This window comes from Caballeronia sordidicola (assembly GCF_002220365.1).
GTDB lineage: Bacteria > Pseudomonadota > Gammaproteobacteria > Burkholderiales > Burkholderiaceae > Caballeronia > Caballeronia sordidicola_C.
In genome coordinates this window covers 1-16,314 of sequence record NZ_MTHB01000288.1, presented here as the reverse complement: position 1 = coordinate 16,314, position 16,314 = coordinate 1, and the positions used below count along the sequence as shown (strand labels likewise).

Below are 16,314 nucleotides of genomic sequence, written 5' to 3'. Positions count from 1 at the left end.
GTCCGGCAATACCATGACAAGACCACAAGACATCCTCCGCCCCGACGTCCTTGCAATGACGTGTTATCCCGTGCCGAACTCAACCGGCCTCGTGAAGCTCGACGCGATGGAAAATCCTTATCGGTTGCCGGAGAAGCTGGCTGCTGAATTAGGCGAGCGGCTGGCGGCCGTCGCATTGAACCGATACCCGGAACCCCGTCCGACCGCGTTAATCGAGAAGATCAAACGCGTCATGCAGGTGCCCGCCGCGTGCGAATTGCTGCTCGGCAACGGCTCGGATGAATTGATCAGCATGATGTCGATGGCGTGCGCGAAACCCGGCGCCGCCGTCGTTGCGCCGGTTCCCGGCTTCGTGATGTACGCAATGTCAGCGCAGTTCGCGGGGCTCGAGTTTATCGGCGTGCCGTTGAACGCGGATTTCACGCTCGATGTCGATGCGCTGATCGCCGCGATCGAAACACACAATCCGGCGCTGGTGTATCTCGCGTATCCGAACAATCCGACCGGCACGCTTTACGATGACGCGGACATTGAATGCGTGATCGCGGCGGCATCGAACAGCCTGGTTGTGATCGATGAAGCGTATCAACCGTTTGCCCAGCAAAGCTGGCTGTCGCGCGCCGCTGATTTCGACAACGTAGTCGTGATGCGGACGATGTCGAAGCTCGGTCTGGCGGGTATTCGCCTGGGTTATCTGGCGGGCAAGGCGTCATGGACCACGGAATTCGATAAAGTGCGCCCGCCGTACAACGTCAATGTGCTGACGCAGGTGGCCGCGGATTTCATGCTCGATCACCTCGACGTGCTCGATGCCCAGGCCGCCGAACTCCGTGCCGAGCGCACGCGTCTGGAAGACGCAATCAAGGCGCTGCCCGGCGCGACGGTTTTCCCGAGTGCCGGCAACTTCCTGCTCGTTCGTGTTCCCGATGCCGCCGCCGTCTTCGAAACCCTGCTGACATCGCGGGTTTTAATCAAAAACGTGAGTAAAATGCATCCGTTATTGGCGAATTGCGTGCGTTTGACGGTCGGATCGGCAGAAGAGAATGCGCAAATGATCGCCGCTCTGAAACTCGCGCTGCACTGAAATCTCTTAAAAGTCTCAAAGGAAACACCATGCGCATTGCGGAAGTCGTTCGCAACACCAGCGAAACGCAGATCCGTGTGAAGCTCGACCTGGACGGCACCGGCAAGCAAAAGCTCGCCACCGGTGTGCCGTTTCTCGACCACATGCTCGACCAGATCGCGCGTCACGGCCTTTTCGACCTTGAAGTCGAAGCGCATGGCGACCTTCATATCGATGACCACCATACGGTGGAAGACACGGGTATCACGCTGGGTCAGGCGGTGGCAAAGGCGATCGGCGAGCGCAAGGGCATTCGCCGGTACGGCCATTCCTACGTGCCGCTCGACGAAGCGTTGTCGCGCGTGGTGATCGATTTTTCGGGCCGGCCGGGGCTGGAGTTCCACGTCCCGTTCACGCGTGCACGTATTGGCACGTTCGACGTCGATCTCACCATCGAATTCTTCCGCGGTTTCGTGAATCACGCGGGCGTGACGCTGCACATCGACAATTTGCGCGGCATCAATGCGCATCATCAGGTGGAAACCGTCTTCAAGGCATTCGGCCGCGCGTTGCGCATGGCTGTTGAGCTGGACGAGCGCGCGGCAGGGCAGATTCCATCGACCAAGGGCAGCCTTTAAGCGCCTCCTAAATAACGCGGAAAATCGGCAAACGCAGGGCGTGTTCTCAAGCGTGACTGAGCGCGTCCGGGCCGTCCGCGTCGATACGAGCCATGCCGGCCTGCGATGAATCTACTCAAATCGTTTATTTCGTTGCTCGCGCTGATCAATCCGGTCGGCGCGATCCCGTTTTTCCTGAGCTTGACGACCGATATGTCGAGCTCGGAAAAGGCCGGCACGATCCGGATCGCGTCCATTTCGGTCTTCTGCGTGATTGCCGTGACGGCGCTGCTCGGGCAGCAGATCATCGCGTTCTTCGGGATTTCTGTCGGCTCTCTTGAAGTGGGCGGCGGCATCATCATGTTGTTGATGGCGATCAACATGCTGAACGCGCAGGTCGGCAACACGCGCTCCACGCCGGAAGAGCGCCACGAAGCGGAGATGAAGAACAGCATTGCGGTCGTGCCGCTCGCCATTCCGCTGCTGACGGGACCGGGCTCCATCAGCACGGTGATCGTCTATTCTGCAAGTGTGGCGCACTGGTATGACCGTCTCGGGCTGGTTGTGATCGGCGGGGTCCTGGCGGGGCTGTGTTTCGGCGCGTTGATGCTCGCCGAACCCATCGCGCGCTGGGTCGGACGTACTGGCATTAACATTGGTACGCGGCTGATGGGCTTGATGCTGTCGGCGCTGGCGGTGGAATTTATCGTCAATGGATTGAAGGCGTTGCTGCCCTCCTTGAAATAGCGTTCTGGAACGTGCTGAATTGAATACTTCGATGAAAACTTCGATAGCAATCGTGGATTACGGCATGGGCAACCTGCGCTCCGTGTATCAGGCGCTGCGCAAGGCCGCGCCGGAAGCGGACGTGGCGATCGTCGAGCAGCCCGAGGCAATCCGCGCAGCCGAGCGCGTCGTGCTGCCGGGACAGGGCGCCATGCGCGACTGCATGGCGCATCTTGGCGCGTCGGGCTTGCAGGAGGCTGTCATGGAAGCCGCTCGCGACAAACCTATGCTGGGCGTGTGTGTCGGTGAGCAGATGCTGTTCGACTGGAGCCAGGAAGGTGACGCGAAGGGTACGAATGGCCTTGGCCTGATACCCGGCAAGGTCGTGCGCTTCGATCTGGAAGGCCAACTGCAAGATGACGGCTCGCGTTTCAAGGTCCCGCAGATGGGCTGGAACCGCGTACGTCAGACGCAGCGGCACGCGCTGTGGGACGGCGTGCCCGACGAATCGTTTTTCTATTTTGTGCACAGTTATTACGGCGTTCCGGACAATCCGGCGCATACGTCCGGCGAAACTCTGTATGGCGCGCCGTTTACTTCGGCCATCGCCCGGGACAATCTGTTCGCGACCCAGTTTCACCCCGAGAAGAGCGCGGACGCGGGCTTGCGGCTGTATCGAAACTTCGTACACTGGAAACCGTGAAGTTCACGTTTTTGGTGCCGTTTTAGCGGTGGTTTGACGTTTTGGCTTATGCCGTTTGCAGCCGCGAGCCTTGCATCACTTGTACTACACTAGCGAGACGGTAGGCAAAAGCGGGCGCTGTGCCCAAGTTTGCAACCGTTCGATCAACCCTCATCCGATAACGCTATTTCTATGTTGCTCATTCCGGCCATCGATCTAAAAGACGGTCAGTGCGTACGCCTCAAACAAGGCGATATGGACCAGGCGACCATTTTTTCCGAAGATCCGGCGGCAATGGCCCGGCTATGGGTCGATCGGGGCGCACGGCGGCTTCATCTCGTCGACCTCAACGGCGCATTTGCCGGCAAGCCGAAAAACGAAGAAGCCATTCGCGCGATCATCAAGGAAGTCGGTAACGATATCCCGGTGCAGCTCGGCGGCGGGATTCGCGACCTGAACACCATCGAACGCTATCTCGACGACGGTCTGGAGTACGTGATCATCGGCACGGCGGCGGTGAAAAATCCGGGCTTCCTGCAGGATGCGTGTACTGCGTTTGCAGGGCATATCATCGTCGGGCTGGATGCGAAAGACGGCAAGGTCGCCACTGACGGCTGGAGCAAGCTGACGGGGCACGAAGTCATTGATCTTGGCCGCAAGTTCGAAGATTACGGCTGCGAGGCGATCATCTATACGGATATCGGCCGCGACGGCATGTTGCAGGGCATCAACATCGAAGCCACTGTGCGCCTCGCGCAAGCCGTCAAGATTCCGGTGATCGCGAGCGGCGGATTGTCGAATCTGGGCGACATTGACTCCCTGTGCGAAGTAGAAGACGAAGGCATTTCCGGCGTGATTTGCGGGCGCGCGATTTATTCGGGCGATCTGGATTTCGCCGCTGCGCAAGCGCGCGCCGACAAGCTGCGCGAAGCCGACGACGCCTGAGTAGCCGCATGTTGCGAGGGCGCCGCGCAGTCGTCGGTTACCTGACGCGACGCGGCGACCTTTTCAGCACGCGTGATTTAAGCGCCTTATGTGCTTCTGGACGGCTTTCTGCTCAGCCTGATCGAGGCCGCCCCGCAAGTTCGTTCAGGCGGGGCGGCGATCCGTTTTGCTTCTTTCCGCGACGGTCAATTTTGATTAAACCGCCTCGCTTATCCTAAGCACTCACTCGCAGCGCAACGGCATTCGCAACAACATGGCTCTCGCTAAACGCATCATCCCGTGTCTCGACGTCACCGCTGGCCGCGTGGTCAAGGGCGTCAATTTCCTCGAATTGCGCGACGCGGGCGATCCCGTCGAAATTGCTCGCCGATACGACGACCAGGGCGCCGACGAACTCACGTTCCTTGATATCACCGCCACCTCCGACCAGCGTGACCTGATCCTGCCGATTATCGAACAGGTGGCTTCGCAGGTCTTTATCCCGTTGACGGTGGGCGGCGGCGTGCGCGCGGTCGAAGACGTGCGCCGGTTGCTGAACGCGGGCGCCGACAAGATCAGCATGAATTCATCTGCGGTGGCGAATCCGCAACTCGTGCGCGATGCGTCAGATAAACATGGCTCGCAGTGCATCGTGGTGGCCATCGACGCGAAGCGCGTCAGCGCCGCGGGCGAAACCCCGCGCTGGGAAGTATTCACGCATGGCGGCCGCAAGAACACCGGACTCGACGTGATCGAGTGGGCGCGCAAGATGGCGGAATTTGGCGCGGGCGAAATCCTGTTGACCAGCATGGATCGTGACGGCACGAAAAGCGGCTTCGATCTTGCGCTGACGCGCGCGGTGTCCGACGCCATTTCCATTCCGGTCATTGCATCGGGCGGCGTGGGCTCACTCGCGCATCTTGCCGACGGCATCACCGAAGGTCACGCCGATGCGGTGCTGGCCGCCAGCATTTTCCACTATGGCGAACACACGGTCGGCGAGGCAAAACGCTTCATGGCCGATCAGGGCATCTCGGTGAGGATTTAAGCGGTGACTGCACAGACTGAACAAGTGGACTGGCTCGAGAAGGTCAAGTGGGACGCGAACGGCCTTGTGCCGGTGATCGCGCAGGAATCCACAACAGGCGACGTGCTGATGTTCGCGTGGATGAACCGCGAAGCATTGGCGAAAACCATCGAATTGAAGCGCGCGGTGTATTACTCGCGTTCGCGCCAGCGCCTGTGGTTCAAGGGCGAGGAATCGGGACACGTTCAACACGTGCACGAAGTCCGGCTCGATTGCGACGAAGACGTGGTATTGCTCAAAGTGGAGCAGGTATCGGGCATCGCGTGCCACACCGGCCGCCATTCGTGCTTTTTCCAGAAATTCGAAGGATCGGTGGAAACGGGCGACTGGGTCGCGGTCGACCCGGTCTTGATGGACCCCGAACATATCTATAAGTAATGACTCAAACCACGCTTTCCACGCAAGACACGTTGCTGCGCCTCGCGGCGATTATCGACAGCCGCAAGGGAGGGGATCCGGAACAATCCTACGTTTCCCGACTCTTTCATAAAGGTGACGACGCCGTTCTCAAGAAGATCGGCGAGGAAGCTACCGAAGTCGTGCTGGCCGCCAAGGACACGCGACACGGCGGCGCACCCAAGGCGCTTGTCGGTGAAGTAGCCGACTTGTGGTTCCATTGTCTCGTGATGCTGTCCCATTTCGACCTCGGTCCGGCAGACGTGATTGCCGAGCTGGAACGACGGGAAGGGATGTCGGGGATCGAAGAAAAGGCGTTACGCAAATCCCGCGATCGCGAGCAGAACGAAAACGGCGGCTAAGCTGCACGGTTGGATCACGTTCGACCGGTCGCCGAGGAGGATGAAATGAATCAGTCGTACGAGCCTTATCCGCCGCCTGTTTATCAAAACTCGCCCGAATCCGAGCGCCTGCGAAGCTTGCGCACGCTGACCCACGTGCTGTACGCGCTTTACGCCGCGTACTGGCTCACCGGCGGACTGACTGTGTTGATCGCGGTCATCATCAACTACCTGAAACGCGATGACGTTGCCGGAACGCCCTACGAAGCGCATTTCCGATGGCAGATCCGCACCTTCTGGTGGGCGTTGCTCGGTCATGTGATCGGCGTGGCGTTGATCTGGGTGTTTATCGGGTTCCCCATTTTGTTCGTGGTCGGCATCTGGACGCTTTATCGCGTTATAAAGGGATGGCTGTTTTTGTACGAGAACAAGCCATTGCAACCGGGTGCCTGGGTTTGAGACCGAACGCCTGATTTTCAACATGCATTCATATCGGGATACCCCGCGACACACATGAGCCAAGAGAACTGCATTTTCTGTAAGATCGCTGCAGGAGAAATTCCAAGCAAGAAAGTCCATGAGGACGATGAATTTGTTGCTTTTCACGACATAAACCCGGCCGCGCCCGTCCATGTGCTGGTGATCCCGCGTAAACATATTGAGACGCTGTCGAGCTGCACCGAAGCCGATGCGCCGCTGCTTGGTAGAATGCTGAGCCTGACGGCACGGCTTGCGGGCGAACTAGGCGTGGCGTACACCGGCGGCGAGACTGGTTTCCGGACGGTCATCAATACCGGTCCGGGCGGCGGTCAAGAGGTGTATCACATTCACGCCCATATCCTTGCCGGGGAACGCCCGTGGCGCCGGATGGGCTGAAGGATCGTTTAACGGATACGGCTGATCGCGTGACTAAGATGTAATGAAAACGAAAGCGTCTTTTCGTCGCAATATTGGGCGCGCAAGATATTGGTTTAATCATCGGGGCGTCGATGCTCCGACTCGGGCCGCAAGGTCCACATTCTTCGTCGCGAGCGACATGCGCGGCGAAGCCAAGGAGAGTTTTCAGTCATGGGTTCGTTGAGCATTTGGCATTGGTTGATCGTTTTGCTGATCGTGGCATTGGTTTTCGGCACGAAGAAACTGCGCAACATCGGCGGTGATCTGGGTGGCGCGGTAAAGGGCTTCAAGGAAGGCATGAAGGAAGGCGAAACGACGCCGGCCGAGCAGCGCGAATTGCCGCGCAACGGTACGGTCGACGTGGAAGCGAAGGACAAGACCCGTTCGAGCGACTACCGCTAATCAAGCTGATTGAATTGCTTAAGCACGGTAAGCCCGGCACCGGCCACCTCCACTCGCCACCCTCAGGATCTTTGATTCCATGCTCGACCTTGGTCTGACCAAAATGGCGCTGATCGGCGTCGTCGCGCTGGTAGTGCTCGGGCCGGAACGCTTGCCCGGCGTGGCACGAACTGCGGGGGCGCTGTTCGGCCGCGCGCAGCGGTATATCAACGACGTCAAGGCTGAAGTCTCGCGCGAGATGGAGCTCGATGAGTTGAAGAAGATGCGGACCGAATTCGAAACGGCGGCATCGAATGTCGAGAACAAGATTCACGACAATCTTCGCCAGCACGAAAACGAACTCAACGACGCCTGGAACCAGGGTACGTCCGTGTCGGACAGCGTGGCGGGCGGCGGCGACCCGAATCTGACTCACGTTTCCGACGACACCTGGCGCTCAAGCCCGAACAACACGTTCAGCAGCAGTAACGCTGCGCCGGCGAAACGCAAGAACTGGCGCGTCAAGCAGGCCGCCATTCCCAACTGGTACAAGCGCACCACGTTGCGCCGGACGCGCGTTCAATCAGGCGCGGCGCGCGTGGCGCGGCATACTCCTGAGACGCTGCGTCGTCCCACGCGGTTTTTCTGATGTTTGCGCCGCTTTCATTGCGCGAACACCAACTTCCCTTCCATCGATGAATCCCAGCAGAGGGCCGGCGTGAGCGACCCGCAACAGATTAAAGACGAGCCCGTCGAAGAGACGTTTATCTCGCACCTGGTCGAACTGCGTGACCGAATCATCCGCGCAGGCGCTTCAGTCATTGTCGTGTTCATCGGGCTGGTTTATTGGGCACCGGACATCTTCCGCCTGCTCGCGCGTCCGCTGATGCAGAACTTGCCGAAGGACGGCAAGATGATTGTCACCGACGTCACTGGTTCGTTCTTCGTGCCAATGAAGGTGACCATGATGGTCGCGCTTGTTATAGCGCTGCCCATTGTGCTGTATCAGATCTGGGCGTTTATCGCGCCGGGGCTTTATCAGCATGAAAAGAAGCTGGTGGTGCCGCTGGTCGGGAGCAGCTACTTCCTGTTCCTGAGCGGCATGGCGTTCGCGTACTTCGTCGTATTCCCCACCATTTTCCGCGTGATGGCGCATTACAACGCGCCGCTCGGCGCGCAAATGACGACGGATATTGATAATTACCTGAGCTTCGTCCTCACCATGTTCCTCGCGTTCGGCGTGACCTTCGAGGTGCCGATCATCGTGGTAATCCTGGCGCGGATGGGGTTCGTGACGATCAAGAAGTTGCGGCAGATCCGGCCGTATGTGATTGTGGGCGCGTTCGTGATTTCCGCCGTGGTGACGCCGCCGGACGTGTTCTCGCAACTGATCCTGGCCGTACCGCTGATCATTCTCTACGAAGTCGGCATCATTGCGGCGCGGCTGATCGTCGGCAAGGACAAGATCAAGGAACAGGAAGCGGACGCCGCAGAGGATGCAAGGCGGGACGAGGAGTAAGGGTTTCAGCTGTCTGATGGCGGTTGAAAAAAGCAAAGGGGCCGTTCCAAACGTGGTTTGGAACGGCCCCTTTGCTTTGCCCGCATCGAACGGAGTCGAAGATCAGCGAACCGACAACAACGCCATCACCTCTCACTCGTCGTTTTGATCCCCACCGCCGTTGTCATCGTCAGGCGGCTGGGGTTGCTTGGGCTGCATCGGCCGTTTGCCGATCACCACGCTCAAGTCCAATTCGTGGCTCTTGCGTATCAGATGCACCTTTACCGACGTCCCCGGCTTGATCTGCGCGACAACATTGAGCAGGCGTGTTGTGTCGGTGATGGTGTCGTCGTTGATGCTGATCAGGATGTCGCCGGGCTTGATGCCGGCCTTGTCGGCCGGTCCGCCCTGCAATACGCCCGCGACGATCGCGCCGGACTTTTGCTCGAGCCCGAACGATTCCGCGATCTCAGGCGTGACGTCCTGCGGTTCCACGCCAATCCAGCCGCGAGTCACCGTGCCCGTGGTGATAATGCTTTCCAGCACGCTGCGCGCGGTGGATACGGGAATCGCAAAGCCGATCCCGAGCGAGCCGCCGCTGCGCGAATAGATTGCGGTATTGATGCCGAGCAGATTACCGTTCACGTCTACCAGCGCACCGCCCGAATTACCCGGGTTGATGGCCGCGTCGGTCTGGATAAAATTCTCGAAGGTATTGATGCCGAGGTGATTGCGTCCGAGCGCGCTGACAATCCCCATGGTCACCGTCTGCCCGACGCCGAACGGATTGCCGATCGCCAGCACCACGTCGCCCACGCGTGTCTGATCCATGCGGCCGAGCGTGATAGTGGGGAGGTTCGTCATGTTGATCTTCAGCACGGCGAGATCGGTTTCCGGATCCACGCCGATCACTTTGGCTGACGATGTCCGTCCATCAGCCAGAGCAACTTCGATCTGATCAGCCCCATCGACGACATGTTGGTTCGTTAGAATGTAGCCTTCGGAGCTGACAATCACGCCTGAGCCGAGATTCGACGCCGGCGTTTCGTCGCCCTTACGCTTGTTCTTGTCGCCGAAGAAATAGCGGAACAACGGGTCTTTCGCGCGCGGATCGGGCGGTAATGTGCCGTCTTTGCTCGAAAACACGTTGACGACGGCGGGCATCGCTTTCTGCGCGCCATCCGCATAGGACGACTGGGCGGGCCGGGAACCGATGCTCGGCGCAACTTCCTGCAACGCGACGATCGGTTCGGCGAGTTGCTTGCCGAACGTTCCCTGGCGTTGAAGCCACTGCGGTTTCAAGGTCGCGACGATGAACATCAGCGCCAAAAGCACGGTCACCGCTTGGGCAAAAAACAGCCAGAAGCGTCTAAGCATTTGATGGAATAGAGGAATTCATGGATCGGATCGAACTAGAATTGTATCTGAACAATCTGCTTGAAATCGGGCGCTTCAAGGACTATTGCCCGAATGGTCTGCAGGTTGAAGGCTCGGGTCGCGTAGGCAAGCTGGCGACCGGTGTAACGGCATCGCAGGCATTCCTGGACGCGGCCATCGAGTGGGGTGCTGACGCCGTACTCGTGCATCACGGCTACTTCTGGAAGAACGAAGCGCCGCAGGTGACGGGCCGCAAATACCGGCGGCTGAAGACGCTGCTGGACCATGACATCAACCTGTTCGCGTACCACTTGCCGCTCGATTCACACCCCGAGTTCGGCAACAACGCCCAGCTCGGTGCGCGCCTTGGATTGATCGCTGACAACCGTTTCGGCGACCAGGATCTCGGCTGGATTGCCTCCTTGCCGGTGCCGTTGTCGCTTGAGCATTTCACCGCGACAGTCGAGAACGAAGTCGGGCGCAAACCGCTCGTGTTTGGCAATCCGGATTGGGAACTGCGCCGCGTGGCCTGGTGCACCGGCGGCGCGCAAGGTTTCTTCGATCAAGCCATCGCCGCCGGCGCCGATGTCTACATAAGCGGCGAAGTCTCCGAGCAGACCATGCACATTGCAGCGGAGAGCGGCGTGGCCTACGTTGCGGCAGGGCATCATGCCACTGAACGGTACGGTGTCCAGGCGCTCGGTGCCCATGTGGCAGAGCATTTCGATATCGAACATGTCTTTATCGATATCGATAATCCGGTGTGATTATCTTGCGGTGCAATAAATAATCGAATGGGTTAAATGACCCCTTCATTCGATAGTCAGGATAAGTGCGGGGAAACCCTTAAGAATGAAGGACTTCGAGCGTTTTTTGCTATTCAACTCTTGTAAATGACGACTCCATTCGCGCACACTAGCGTCGGTAGAACGAACTGACGGTATAAATCCAACTCAGAAGTGGGGCGTGTGATGCGAGACAACGAAGATCAACGCGTCGACGGCAGCCGCCGAACCTGGCTGATCACGACGACCGTATTGGGCGGAATCGGTGGCGTAGCGGCTTGCGTCCCGTTCGTCGGGTCGTTTGCGCCGTCGGAAAAAGCCAAGGCAGCGGGCGCGCCGGTCGAAGTCGATATATCAGGTCTCAAGGCTGGCGACCTGATGACGGTTGCCTGGCGCGGTAAGCCGGTCTGGATTTTGAATCGTACCGACGAAATGCTCGCCGACGTGAAGAAGGCTGTCCCCGAGCTCGCCGATCCAGACTCGAAGAAAGTATTCAGCATGCCGCTGCCGGCATACTGCAACAACGAATATCGTTCGCGCGCGGATCATAAGAACCTGCTGGTTGCGGTGGCCGTCTGCACACACCTCGGCTGCACCCCTACGCCGCGCTTCCAGGAAGGCGCCCAGCCCAATCTCCCTGACGACTGGCCCGGCGGTTTTCTCTGCCCGTGCCACGGGTCGACCTATGACTTGTCCGGCCGTGTCTTCAAGAACAAGCCCGCACCGGACAACCTGGACATCCCGCCCTATATGTTCACTTCGGCGACGTCACTCGTGATTGGCAAGGACGAAAAGGGAGAGGCGTAATGGCGGCTACCGACAAGGAAGTGGAAACAACGGGCTTTCTGGGCTGGATCGACCGGCGTTTTCCGCTGACATCGACCTGGAAAGCGCACGTTTCCGAGTACTACGCACCGAAGAATTTCAACTTCTGGTACATCTTCGGCTCACTGGCGCTGCTGGTGCTGGTGAACCAGATCGTCACCGGTATCTTCCTGACGATGAACTACAAGCCCGATGCGACGCTTGCGTTCGCATCGGTCGAATACATCATGCGGGAAGTGCCGTGGGGCTGGCTGATCCGCTACATGCACTCCACGGGCGCGTCGATGTTCTTCGTCGTCGTGTATCTGCACATGTTTCGCGGGTTGTTGTACGGCTCGTATCGCAAGCCGCGCGAACTCGTGTGGATCTTCGGCTGCGCGATTTTCCTGTGCCTGATGGCCGAAGCCTTCTTTGGTTACCTTCTGCCGTGGGGCCAGATGTCGTTCTGGGGTGCGCAGGTGATCGTGAACTTGTTCTCGGCCATTCCGTTCATCGGCCCGGATCTGTCGCTTTGGATTCGCGGCGATTACGTGGTGTCGGACGTCACGCTCAACCGCTTTTTCGCTTTCCATGTGGTCGCCATTCCGCTCGTGCTGATCGGTCTGGTGGTCGCCCACCTGGTGGCGTTGCACGAAGTGGGATCGAACAACCCGGACGGCATCGAGATCAAGGCGAAGAAGGACGAAAAGGGCATTCCTCTCGACGGCATCCCGTTCCATCCGTACTACTCCGTCCACGACTTCATGGGCGTGTGCGTGTTCCTGTTCATCTTCGCCGCGATCATTTTCTTCGCGCCGGAAATGGGTGGCTATTTCCTTGAAGCCAATAATTTCGTGCCGGCGAACTCGCTGCAGACGCCGAACGAGATCGCGCCCGTGTGGTATTTCACCGCCTTCTACGCGATGCTGCGCGCGACCACTGACCCGTTCAAGATCGTGCTGATGATCGTGGTGGCGTTGCTGGGCGTGCTGGCGCTGCTGCGAGCGCGTGGCAAATGGCGGTTCGGTTTGCCGGTGCTGGCGTTGCTGATGGTGGTGTTCATGGCGTTCACCGAATCGAAGTTCTGGGGTGTGGTGGTAATGGGAACGGCCGTGGTGTCGCTGTTCTTCTTGCCTTGGCTGGATCGAAGTCCCGTCAAATCCATCCGCTACCGGCCGCTGTTCCACAAGGTGTTCTATGGCGTCTTCGTGTTCGCGTTTCTGGTACTCGGCTATCTCGGCACGAAACCGCCGTCGCCGGCCAGCACGCTGATCGCGCAGATCTGTGCGTTGATTTATTTCGCGTTTTTCCTCGGCATGCCTTTCTGGACGACGCGCGGCCGCTTCAAGCAGCCGCCTGACCGCGTGCGGTACAAGCCGCATTGACCCCCGCGCCCCAAGGAGACAAGACGATGAAAAAATGGTTTTCTACCTTAGCGGTGATTGGCGCGGCGCTGCTGTCGTTCGGCTTGACGCCGGCCCACGCGCAGGAAGTGCCGCTGGACGCCGCACCCGATAGCTCCGAAAATTTTGCTTCGCTTCAACATGGCGCAAAATTGTTTGTAAACTATTGCCTGAACTGCCACAGCGCGAATTTGATGCGTTACAACCGGCTGACGGACATCGGCATCGATCCGAAGGAGATCGAGGCGAACTTGCTGTTCACGACCGACAAGGTCGGCAATACGATGACCATCGCCATGCGCCCCGACGACGCAAAAACGTGGTTCGGGGCGTCGCCGCCGGATTTGTCGGTGGAGGCGAGGGCGCGCGGCAAGGACTGGATCTACACGTACTTGCGCAGTTTTTATCGCGACGATACCCGGCCGACCGGCTGGAACAATCTCGTGTATGAAAACGTCGCCATGCCGCATGTGCTGTGGGAGTTGCAGGGTGTCCGGACCGCGAAATTCGATACCGAAGTCGACGAAAAAACCGGCGAAAAGGTCAAACATTTCGCGGGTTATACCCAAGTGACTCCGGGGACGATGTCGCCAGTAGATTATGATTCGGCTATGGCCGATCTGGTTTCGTACCTTTCGTGGATGGCGGAACCGGCCCAGCAGGAGCGAAAGCAACTGGGCGTCTGGGTCCTGATGTTCTTGGGAGTTTTGAGCTTTCTGGCGTGGCGCCTCAACGCGGCATACTGGAAGCAAATTAAATAACACGCCGCGATCGGTGTGGGTCAGCGTGGACGAAGCGCCTCCTAGAAGGCGCTTTTCGCACGCTGGCCCTTATGTTTTTCTGAAGGGACTTTTAATCATGATGGTTTTGTACTCCGGCACTACCTGCCCGTTCTCCCAGCGCTGCCGGCTGGTGTTGTTCGAAAAGGGCATGGACTTCGAAATCCGAGACGTTGACCTGTTCAACAAGCCGGAAGATATAGCGGTGATGAATCCGTACGGCCAGGTTCCCATTTTGGTCGAACGCGACCTGATCCTGTACGAATCGAACATCATCAACGAATACATCGACGAGCGTTTCCCGCATCCGCAACTGATGCCCGCCGATCCCGTCCAGCGCGCGCGTGCCCGCCTGTTCCTGCTGAATTTCGAGAAAGAGCTGTTCGTGCACGTTGGTACGCTGGAAAACGAGAAAGGTAAGGCTGCAGAGAAGAATCACGAGAAGGCGCGCAACGCCATCCGTGATCGCCTGACGCAACTCGCCCCCATCTTCCTGAAGAACAAGTACATGCTCGGCGAAGAGTTTTCCATGCTCGACGTCGCCATCGCGCCGCTGTTGTGGCGCCTGGATCACTATGGCATCGAGCTGTCGAAGAACGCTGCGCCGTTGATGAAGTATGCCGAGCGGATTTTCAGCCGTCCGGCCTACATCGAAGCGCTGACGCCTTCGGAAAAGGTGATGCGTCGCTAATATTTTCGATTGGCGGGCGGGCCGGCTCGACCGGCTGCGCTCCCATCGATCGAGGGCAAGTCGATGCAAGAAATATCCACCAAGCCTTATCTACTGCGCGCGCTCTACGAGTGGTGCACGGATAACGGCTTTACGCCGCATATCGCGGTGCGGGTCGACAACGGCACACGCGTGCCGCGCCAGTTCGTGCGCAATGATGAGATCGTGCTGAACATCAGCTTCGAGGCTACGAGCCAGTTGCAGATGGGCAATGAGTGGATCGAGTTCAGTGCGCGCTTTTCTGGCAAGTCGCACAAGATCGAGGTGCAGGTCACGAACGTGCTGGCTATCTATGCACGAGAGAATGGCCAGGGGATGGCTTTTCCCGTCGATCCCGCTGCGATCGGCGCGGCGCCAGACGTATCGGGTGAGGGCAGTGGGCCGCGTTCGTCGGAGCTGGGTCCTGAAGAAAGTGGGGCTGAGCGGATCGAGCGCCGTGAGACGATGGCATCCGCGCGAGATACAAGAGATGACGATGAGTCGCCTCCTGACGACGATGGATCTAAATCATCGGGTCGAGGCCACCTCAAGGTCGTCAAATGAAGTAAAATCGCTGACTTCGCCGGCTTAGCTCATCAGGTAGAGCAGTTGATTTGTAATCAGAAGGTGGCGGGTTCGAGTCCTGCAGCCGGCACCAGTTTAGCTTTTCATGAAGTACGCAGATGTATTAAACCCCGCGCCCGGTAACGGTCTGCGGGGTTTTTTGTTTTCGGCTGGCGTCAATCGCATGGCGCTGAGTGGGCTATGAGTGTTGCTGTTGGCCGGCACCGTTGCGTCGCCATTTGCTTCAGGCCCGACGCTGGTCCGAAAGTGGGCGAGTTTGTGAAATAGCGGCGCGAAGCAAATTTCCGAAACAGTACGGCTGGAGATCGAGTAAATCGCGACCGTGTTTGGGCGTTTGGTAGTTTGGACTCGCTTGGTTTAACGCTCGGGATGTGAGTGATAGAGGATTGGTCCCGGGTCCGACCTAAAAAGCCCTATCGGGAAGTCTTCTTGATGGAGCGAGCACGAAGCTGGCTGGTCCCGGGTTTTCGTCGTATTTCCCCGAAACGCGCGGTCTTCGCGTGCCGTTCATATTCTTTTCACAAACCCCTTGCGCAACGTCTGAGGGGGCACTAGAATTCGGCCTCTTCGCTTCTGGATGAGGCGAAGAGAAGCGGGAAGTAAGGGCGTTAGCTGTTCAATTTCGGTAGCCGGAGAGCCAAGCAGGGCGGTGCTTCGACGGAATTGGAAAGTCCAGGTGGTCGAGATGATGTTTGTCACGAAGCGGTAAAAAACCTGTTGACGAAAAGCGAAGCGCACGACATAATCTCGTTTCTGTGCTGCAGATGCAGCGACGCGAAAGCGGCAGGGTTCTGAGGGTAGGGATCGTGCGGTGGGTAGCGAATGTTCTTTAAAAACTAACAGCCGATAAGTGTGGGCGCTTGGTGCTTTGCTTTAAGCGTGGTGGTGTTTTCCGGGGTAACTCGGGAGATGTTGCCGTGAAGCGAAAGTATCAAGTCTCACACTAGTATTAAGGTAGGTTTTGAGCGTCTTTCTGTAAAAGGGAAGATGGGAGGAACTTGTCAGTACGTTGAGTGAGCGACCTATTCGCAAGAATAGAAAACAGTAACAGGCATTGAACTGAAGAGTTTGATCCTGGCTCAGATTGAACGCTGGCGGCATGCCTTACACATGCAAGTCGAACGGCAGCACGGGGGCAACCCTGGTGGCGAGTGGCGAACGGGTGAGTAATACATCGGAACGTGTCCTGTAGTGGGGGATAGCCCGGCGAAAGCCGGATTAATACCGCATACGATCTACGGAAGAAAGCGGGGGATCCTT

20 protein-coding genes, 1 tRNA gene and 1 rRNA gene are annotated in these 16,314 nt (G+C 58.3%); 21 read left to right on the top strand and 1 reads right to left on the bottom strand.

Going from position 1 to position 16,314, the window contains the following annotated elements; genetic code table 11:
- Positions 1-13: 13 nt before the first annotated feature.
- The 13 genes from hisC to tatC all read left to right on the top strand — a co-directional run bounded on the left by hisC (position 14) and on the right by tatC (position 8,633).
- Entirely contained in the window at positions 14-1,084 is a 1,071-nt protein-coding gene (hisC, locus tag BSU04_RS42145; RefSeq protein WP_089166113.1) for a histidinol-phosphate transaminase, read from the top strand.
- 29 nt (positions 1,085-1,113) lie between these two features.
- Complete coding sequence (gene hisB, locus BSU04_RS42140) at positions 1,114-1,701, top strand: imidazoleglycerol-phosphate dehydratase HisB (protein WP_089166112.1); 588 nt, start codon at positions 1,114-1,116, stop codon at positions 1,699-1,701.
- 105 nt (positions 1,702-1,806) lie between these two features.
- Positions 1,807-2,427 (top strand): MarC family protein, encoded by a 621-nt coding sequence (locus tag BSU04_RS42135; protein ID WP_089166111.1) that lies wholly within the window; start codon positions 1,807-1,809, stop codon positions 2,425-2,427.
- Positions 2,428-2,458: 31 nt separating this feature from the next.
- Complete coding sequence (gene hisH / locus BSU04_RS42130) at positions 2,459-3,109, top strand: imidazole glycerol phosphate synthase subunit HisH (protein ID WP_089166110.1); 651 nt, start codon at positions 2,459-2,461, stop codon at positions 3,107-3,109.
- A 171-nt stretch (positions 3,110-3,280) separates the two neighbouring features.
- On the top strand, positions 3,281-4,033 hold the full coding sequence (hisA, locus tag BSU04_RS42125; RefSeq protein WP_089166109.1) for a 1-(5-phosphoribosyl)-5-[(5-phosphoribosylamino)methylideneamino]imidazole-4-carboxamide isomerase: 753 nt from the start codon (positions 3,281-3,283) through the stop codon (positions 4,031-4,033).
- Positions 4,034-4,286: 253 nt separating this feature from the next.
- Positions 4,287-5,060: an imidazole glycerol phosphate synthase subunit HisF gene (hisF, locus tag BSU04_RS42120; RefSeq protein ID WP_031362185.1), complete on the top strand. Its 774-nt coding sequence runs from the start codon at positions 4,287-4,289 to the stop codon at positions 5,058-5,060.
- A 3-nt stretch (positions 5,061-5,063) separates the two neighbouring features.
- Positions 5,064-5,477 (top strand): phosphoribosyl-AMP cyclohydrolase, encoded by a 414-nt coding sequence (hisI, locus tag BSU04_RS42115; RefSeq protein WP_089166108.1) that lies wholly within the window; start codon positions 5,064-5,066, stop codon positions 5,475-5,477.
- Positions 5,477-5,857 (top strand): phosphoribosyl-ATP diphosphatase, encoded by a 381-nt coding sequence (locus BSU04_RS42110; RefSeq protein WP_089166107.1) that lies wholly within the window; start codon positions 5,477-5,479, stop codon positions 5,855-5,857. The genes hisI and BSU04_RS42110 overlap by 1 nt, the downstream gene beginning before the upstream one ends.
- A 45-nt stretch (positions 5,858-5,902) precedes the next feature.
- Entirely contained in the window at positions 5,903-6,295 is a 393-nt protein-coding gene (locus tag BSU04_RS42105; protein ID WP_089166106.1) for a DUF4870 family protein, read from the top strand.
- A gap of 54 nt (positions 6,296-6,349) precedes the next feature.
- Complete coding sequence (locus BSU04_RS42100) at positions 6,350-6,712, top strand: histidine triad nucleotide-binding protein (protein ID WP_089166105.1); 363 nt, start codon at positions 6,350-6,352, stop codon at positions 6,710-6,712.
- A 192-nt stretch (positions 6,713-6,904) separates the two neighbouring features.
- Positions 6,905-7,135 (top strand): Sec-independent protein translocase subunit TatA, encoded by a 231-nt coding sequence (tatA, locus tag BSU04_RS42095; protein WP_089166104.1) that lies wholly within the window; start codon positions 6,905-6,907, stop codon positions 7,133-7,135.
- Positions 7,136-7,214: 79 nt separating this feature from the next.
- A complete protein-coding gene (gene tatB / locus BSU04_RS42090; protein WP_089166103.1) occupies positions 7,215-7,763 on the top strand; it encodes a Sec-independent protein translocase protein TatB in 549 nt (182 codons plus the stop codon).
- A 69-nt stretch (positions 7,764-7,832) separates the two neighbouring features.
- On the top strand, positions 7,833-8,633 hold the full coding sequence (gene tatC, locus BSU04_RS42085; RefSeq protein ID WP_089166148.1) for a twin-arginine translocase subunit TatC: 801 nt from the start codon (positions 7,833-7,835) through the stop codon (positions 8,631-8,633).
- A gap of 132 nt (positions 8,634-8,765) precedes the next feature.
- On the opposite strand, the gene BSU04_RS42080 is transcribed toward tatC, so the two are convergent.
- The gene (locus BSU04_RS42080) at positions 8,766-9,989 is read right to left on the bottom strand and encodes a Do family serine endopeptidase (protein ID WP_089166102.1); all 1,224 of its coding nucleotides are present in this window, start codon (positions 9,987-9,989) and stop codon (positions 8,766-8,768) included.
- 20 nt (positions 9,990-10,009) lie between these two features.
- Here BSU04_RS42080 and BSU04_RS42075 point away from each other — a divergent pair, with 20 nt between their 5' ends.
- The 8 genes from BSU04_RS42075 to BSU04_RS42040 all read left to right on the top strand — a co-directional run.
- The gene (locus tag BSU04_RS42075; protein ID WP_089166101.1) at positions 10,010-10,756 is read left to right on the top strand and encodes a Nif3-like dinuclear metal center hexameric protein; all 747 of its coding nucleotides are present in this window, start codon (positions 10,010-10,012) and stop codon (positions 10,754-10,756) included.
- Positions 10,757-10,960: 204 nt separating this feature from the next.
- Positions 10,961-11,581, top strand: coding sequence for a ubiquinol-cytochrome c reductase iron-sulfur subunit (gene petA, locus BSU04_RS42070; RefSeq protein WP_089166147.1), 621 nt, complete (start codon positions 10,961-10,963; stop codon positions 11,579-11,581).
- Positions 11,581-12,963 carry a cytochrome b gene (locus BSU04_RS42065; RefSeq protein ID WP_089166100.1) on the top strand — a complete coding sequence of 461 codons (1,383 nt, stop codon included), beginning with the start codon at positions 11,581-11,583 and terminating at the stop codon, positions 12,961-12,963. Before petA ends, BSU04_RS42065 begins: the two co-directional genes overlap by 1 nt.
- Before the next feature lie 26 nt (positions 12,964-12,989).
- Positions 12,990-13,742 carry a cytochrome c1 gene (locus tag BSU04_RS42060; protein WP_089166099.1) on the top strand — a complete coding sequence of 251 codons (753 nt, stop codon included), beginning with the start codon at positions 12,990-12,992 and terminating at the stop codon, positions 13,740-13,742.
- A 97-nt stretch (positions 13,743-13,839) separates the two neighbouring features.
- Positions 13,840-14,451 carry a glutathione S-transferase N-terminal domain-containing protein gene (locus BSU04_RS42055; RefSeq protein WP_031362199.1) on the top strand — a complete coding sequence of 204 codons (612 nt, stop codon included), beginning with the start codon at positions 13,840-13,842 and terminating at the stop codon, positions 14,449-14,451.
- Between the two features lie 63 nt (positions 14,452-14,514).
- Positions 14,515-15,033: a ClpXP protease specificity-enhancing factor gene (locus tag BSU04_RS42050; protein WP_089166098.1), complete on the top strand. Its 519-nt coding sequence runs from the start codon at positions 14,515-14,517 to the stop codon at positions 15,031-15,033.
- Between the two features lie 18 nt (positions 15,034-15,051).
- Positions 15,052-15,127, top strand: a tRNA-Thr gene (locus BSU04_RS42045).
- 983 nt (positions 15,128-16,110) lie between these two features.
- A 16S ribosomal RNA gene (locus BSU04_RS42040) occupies positions 16,111-16,314 on the top strand; the annotation flags it as partial.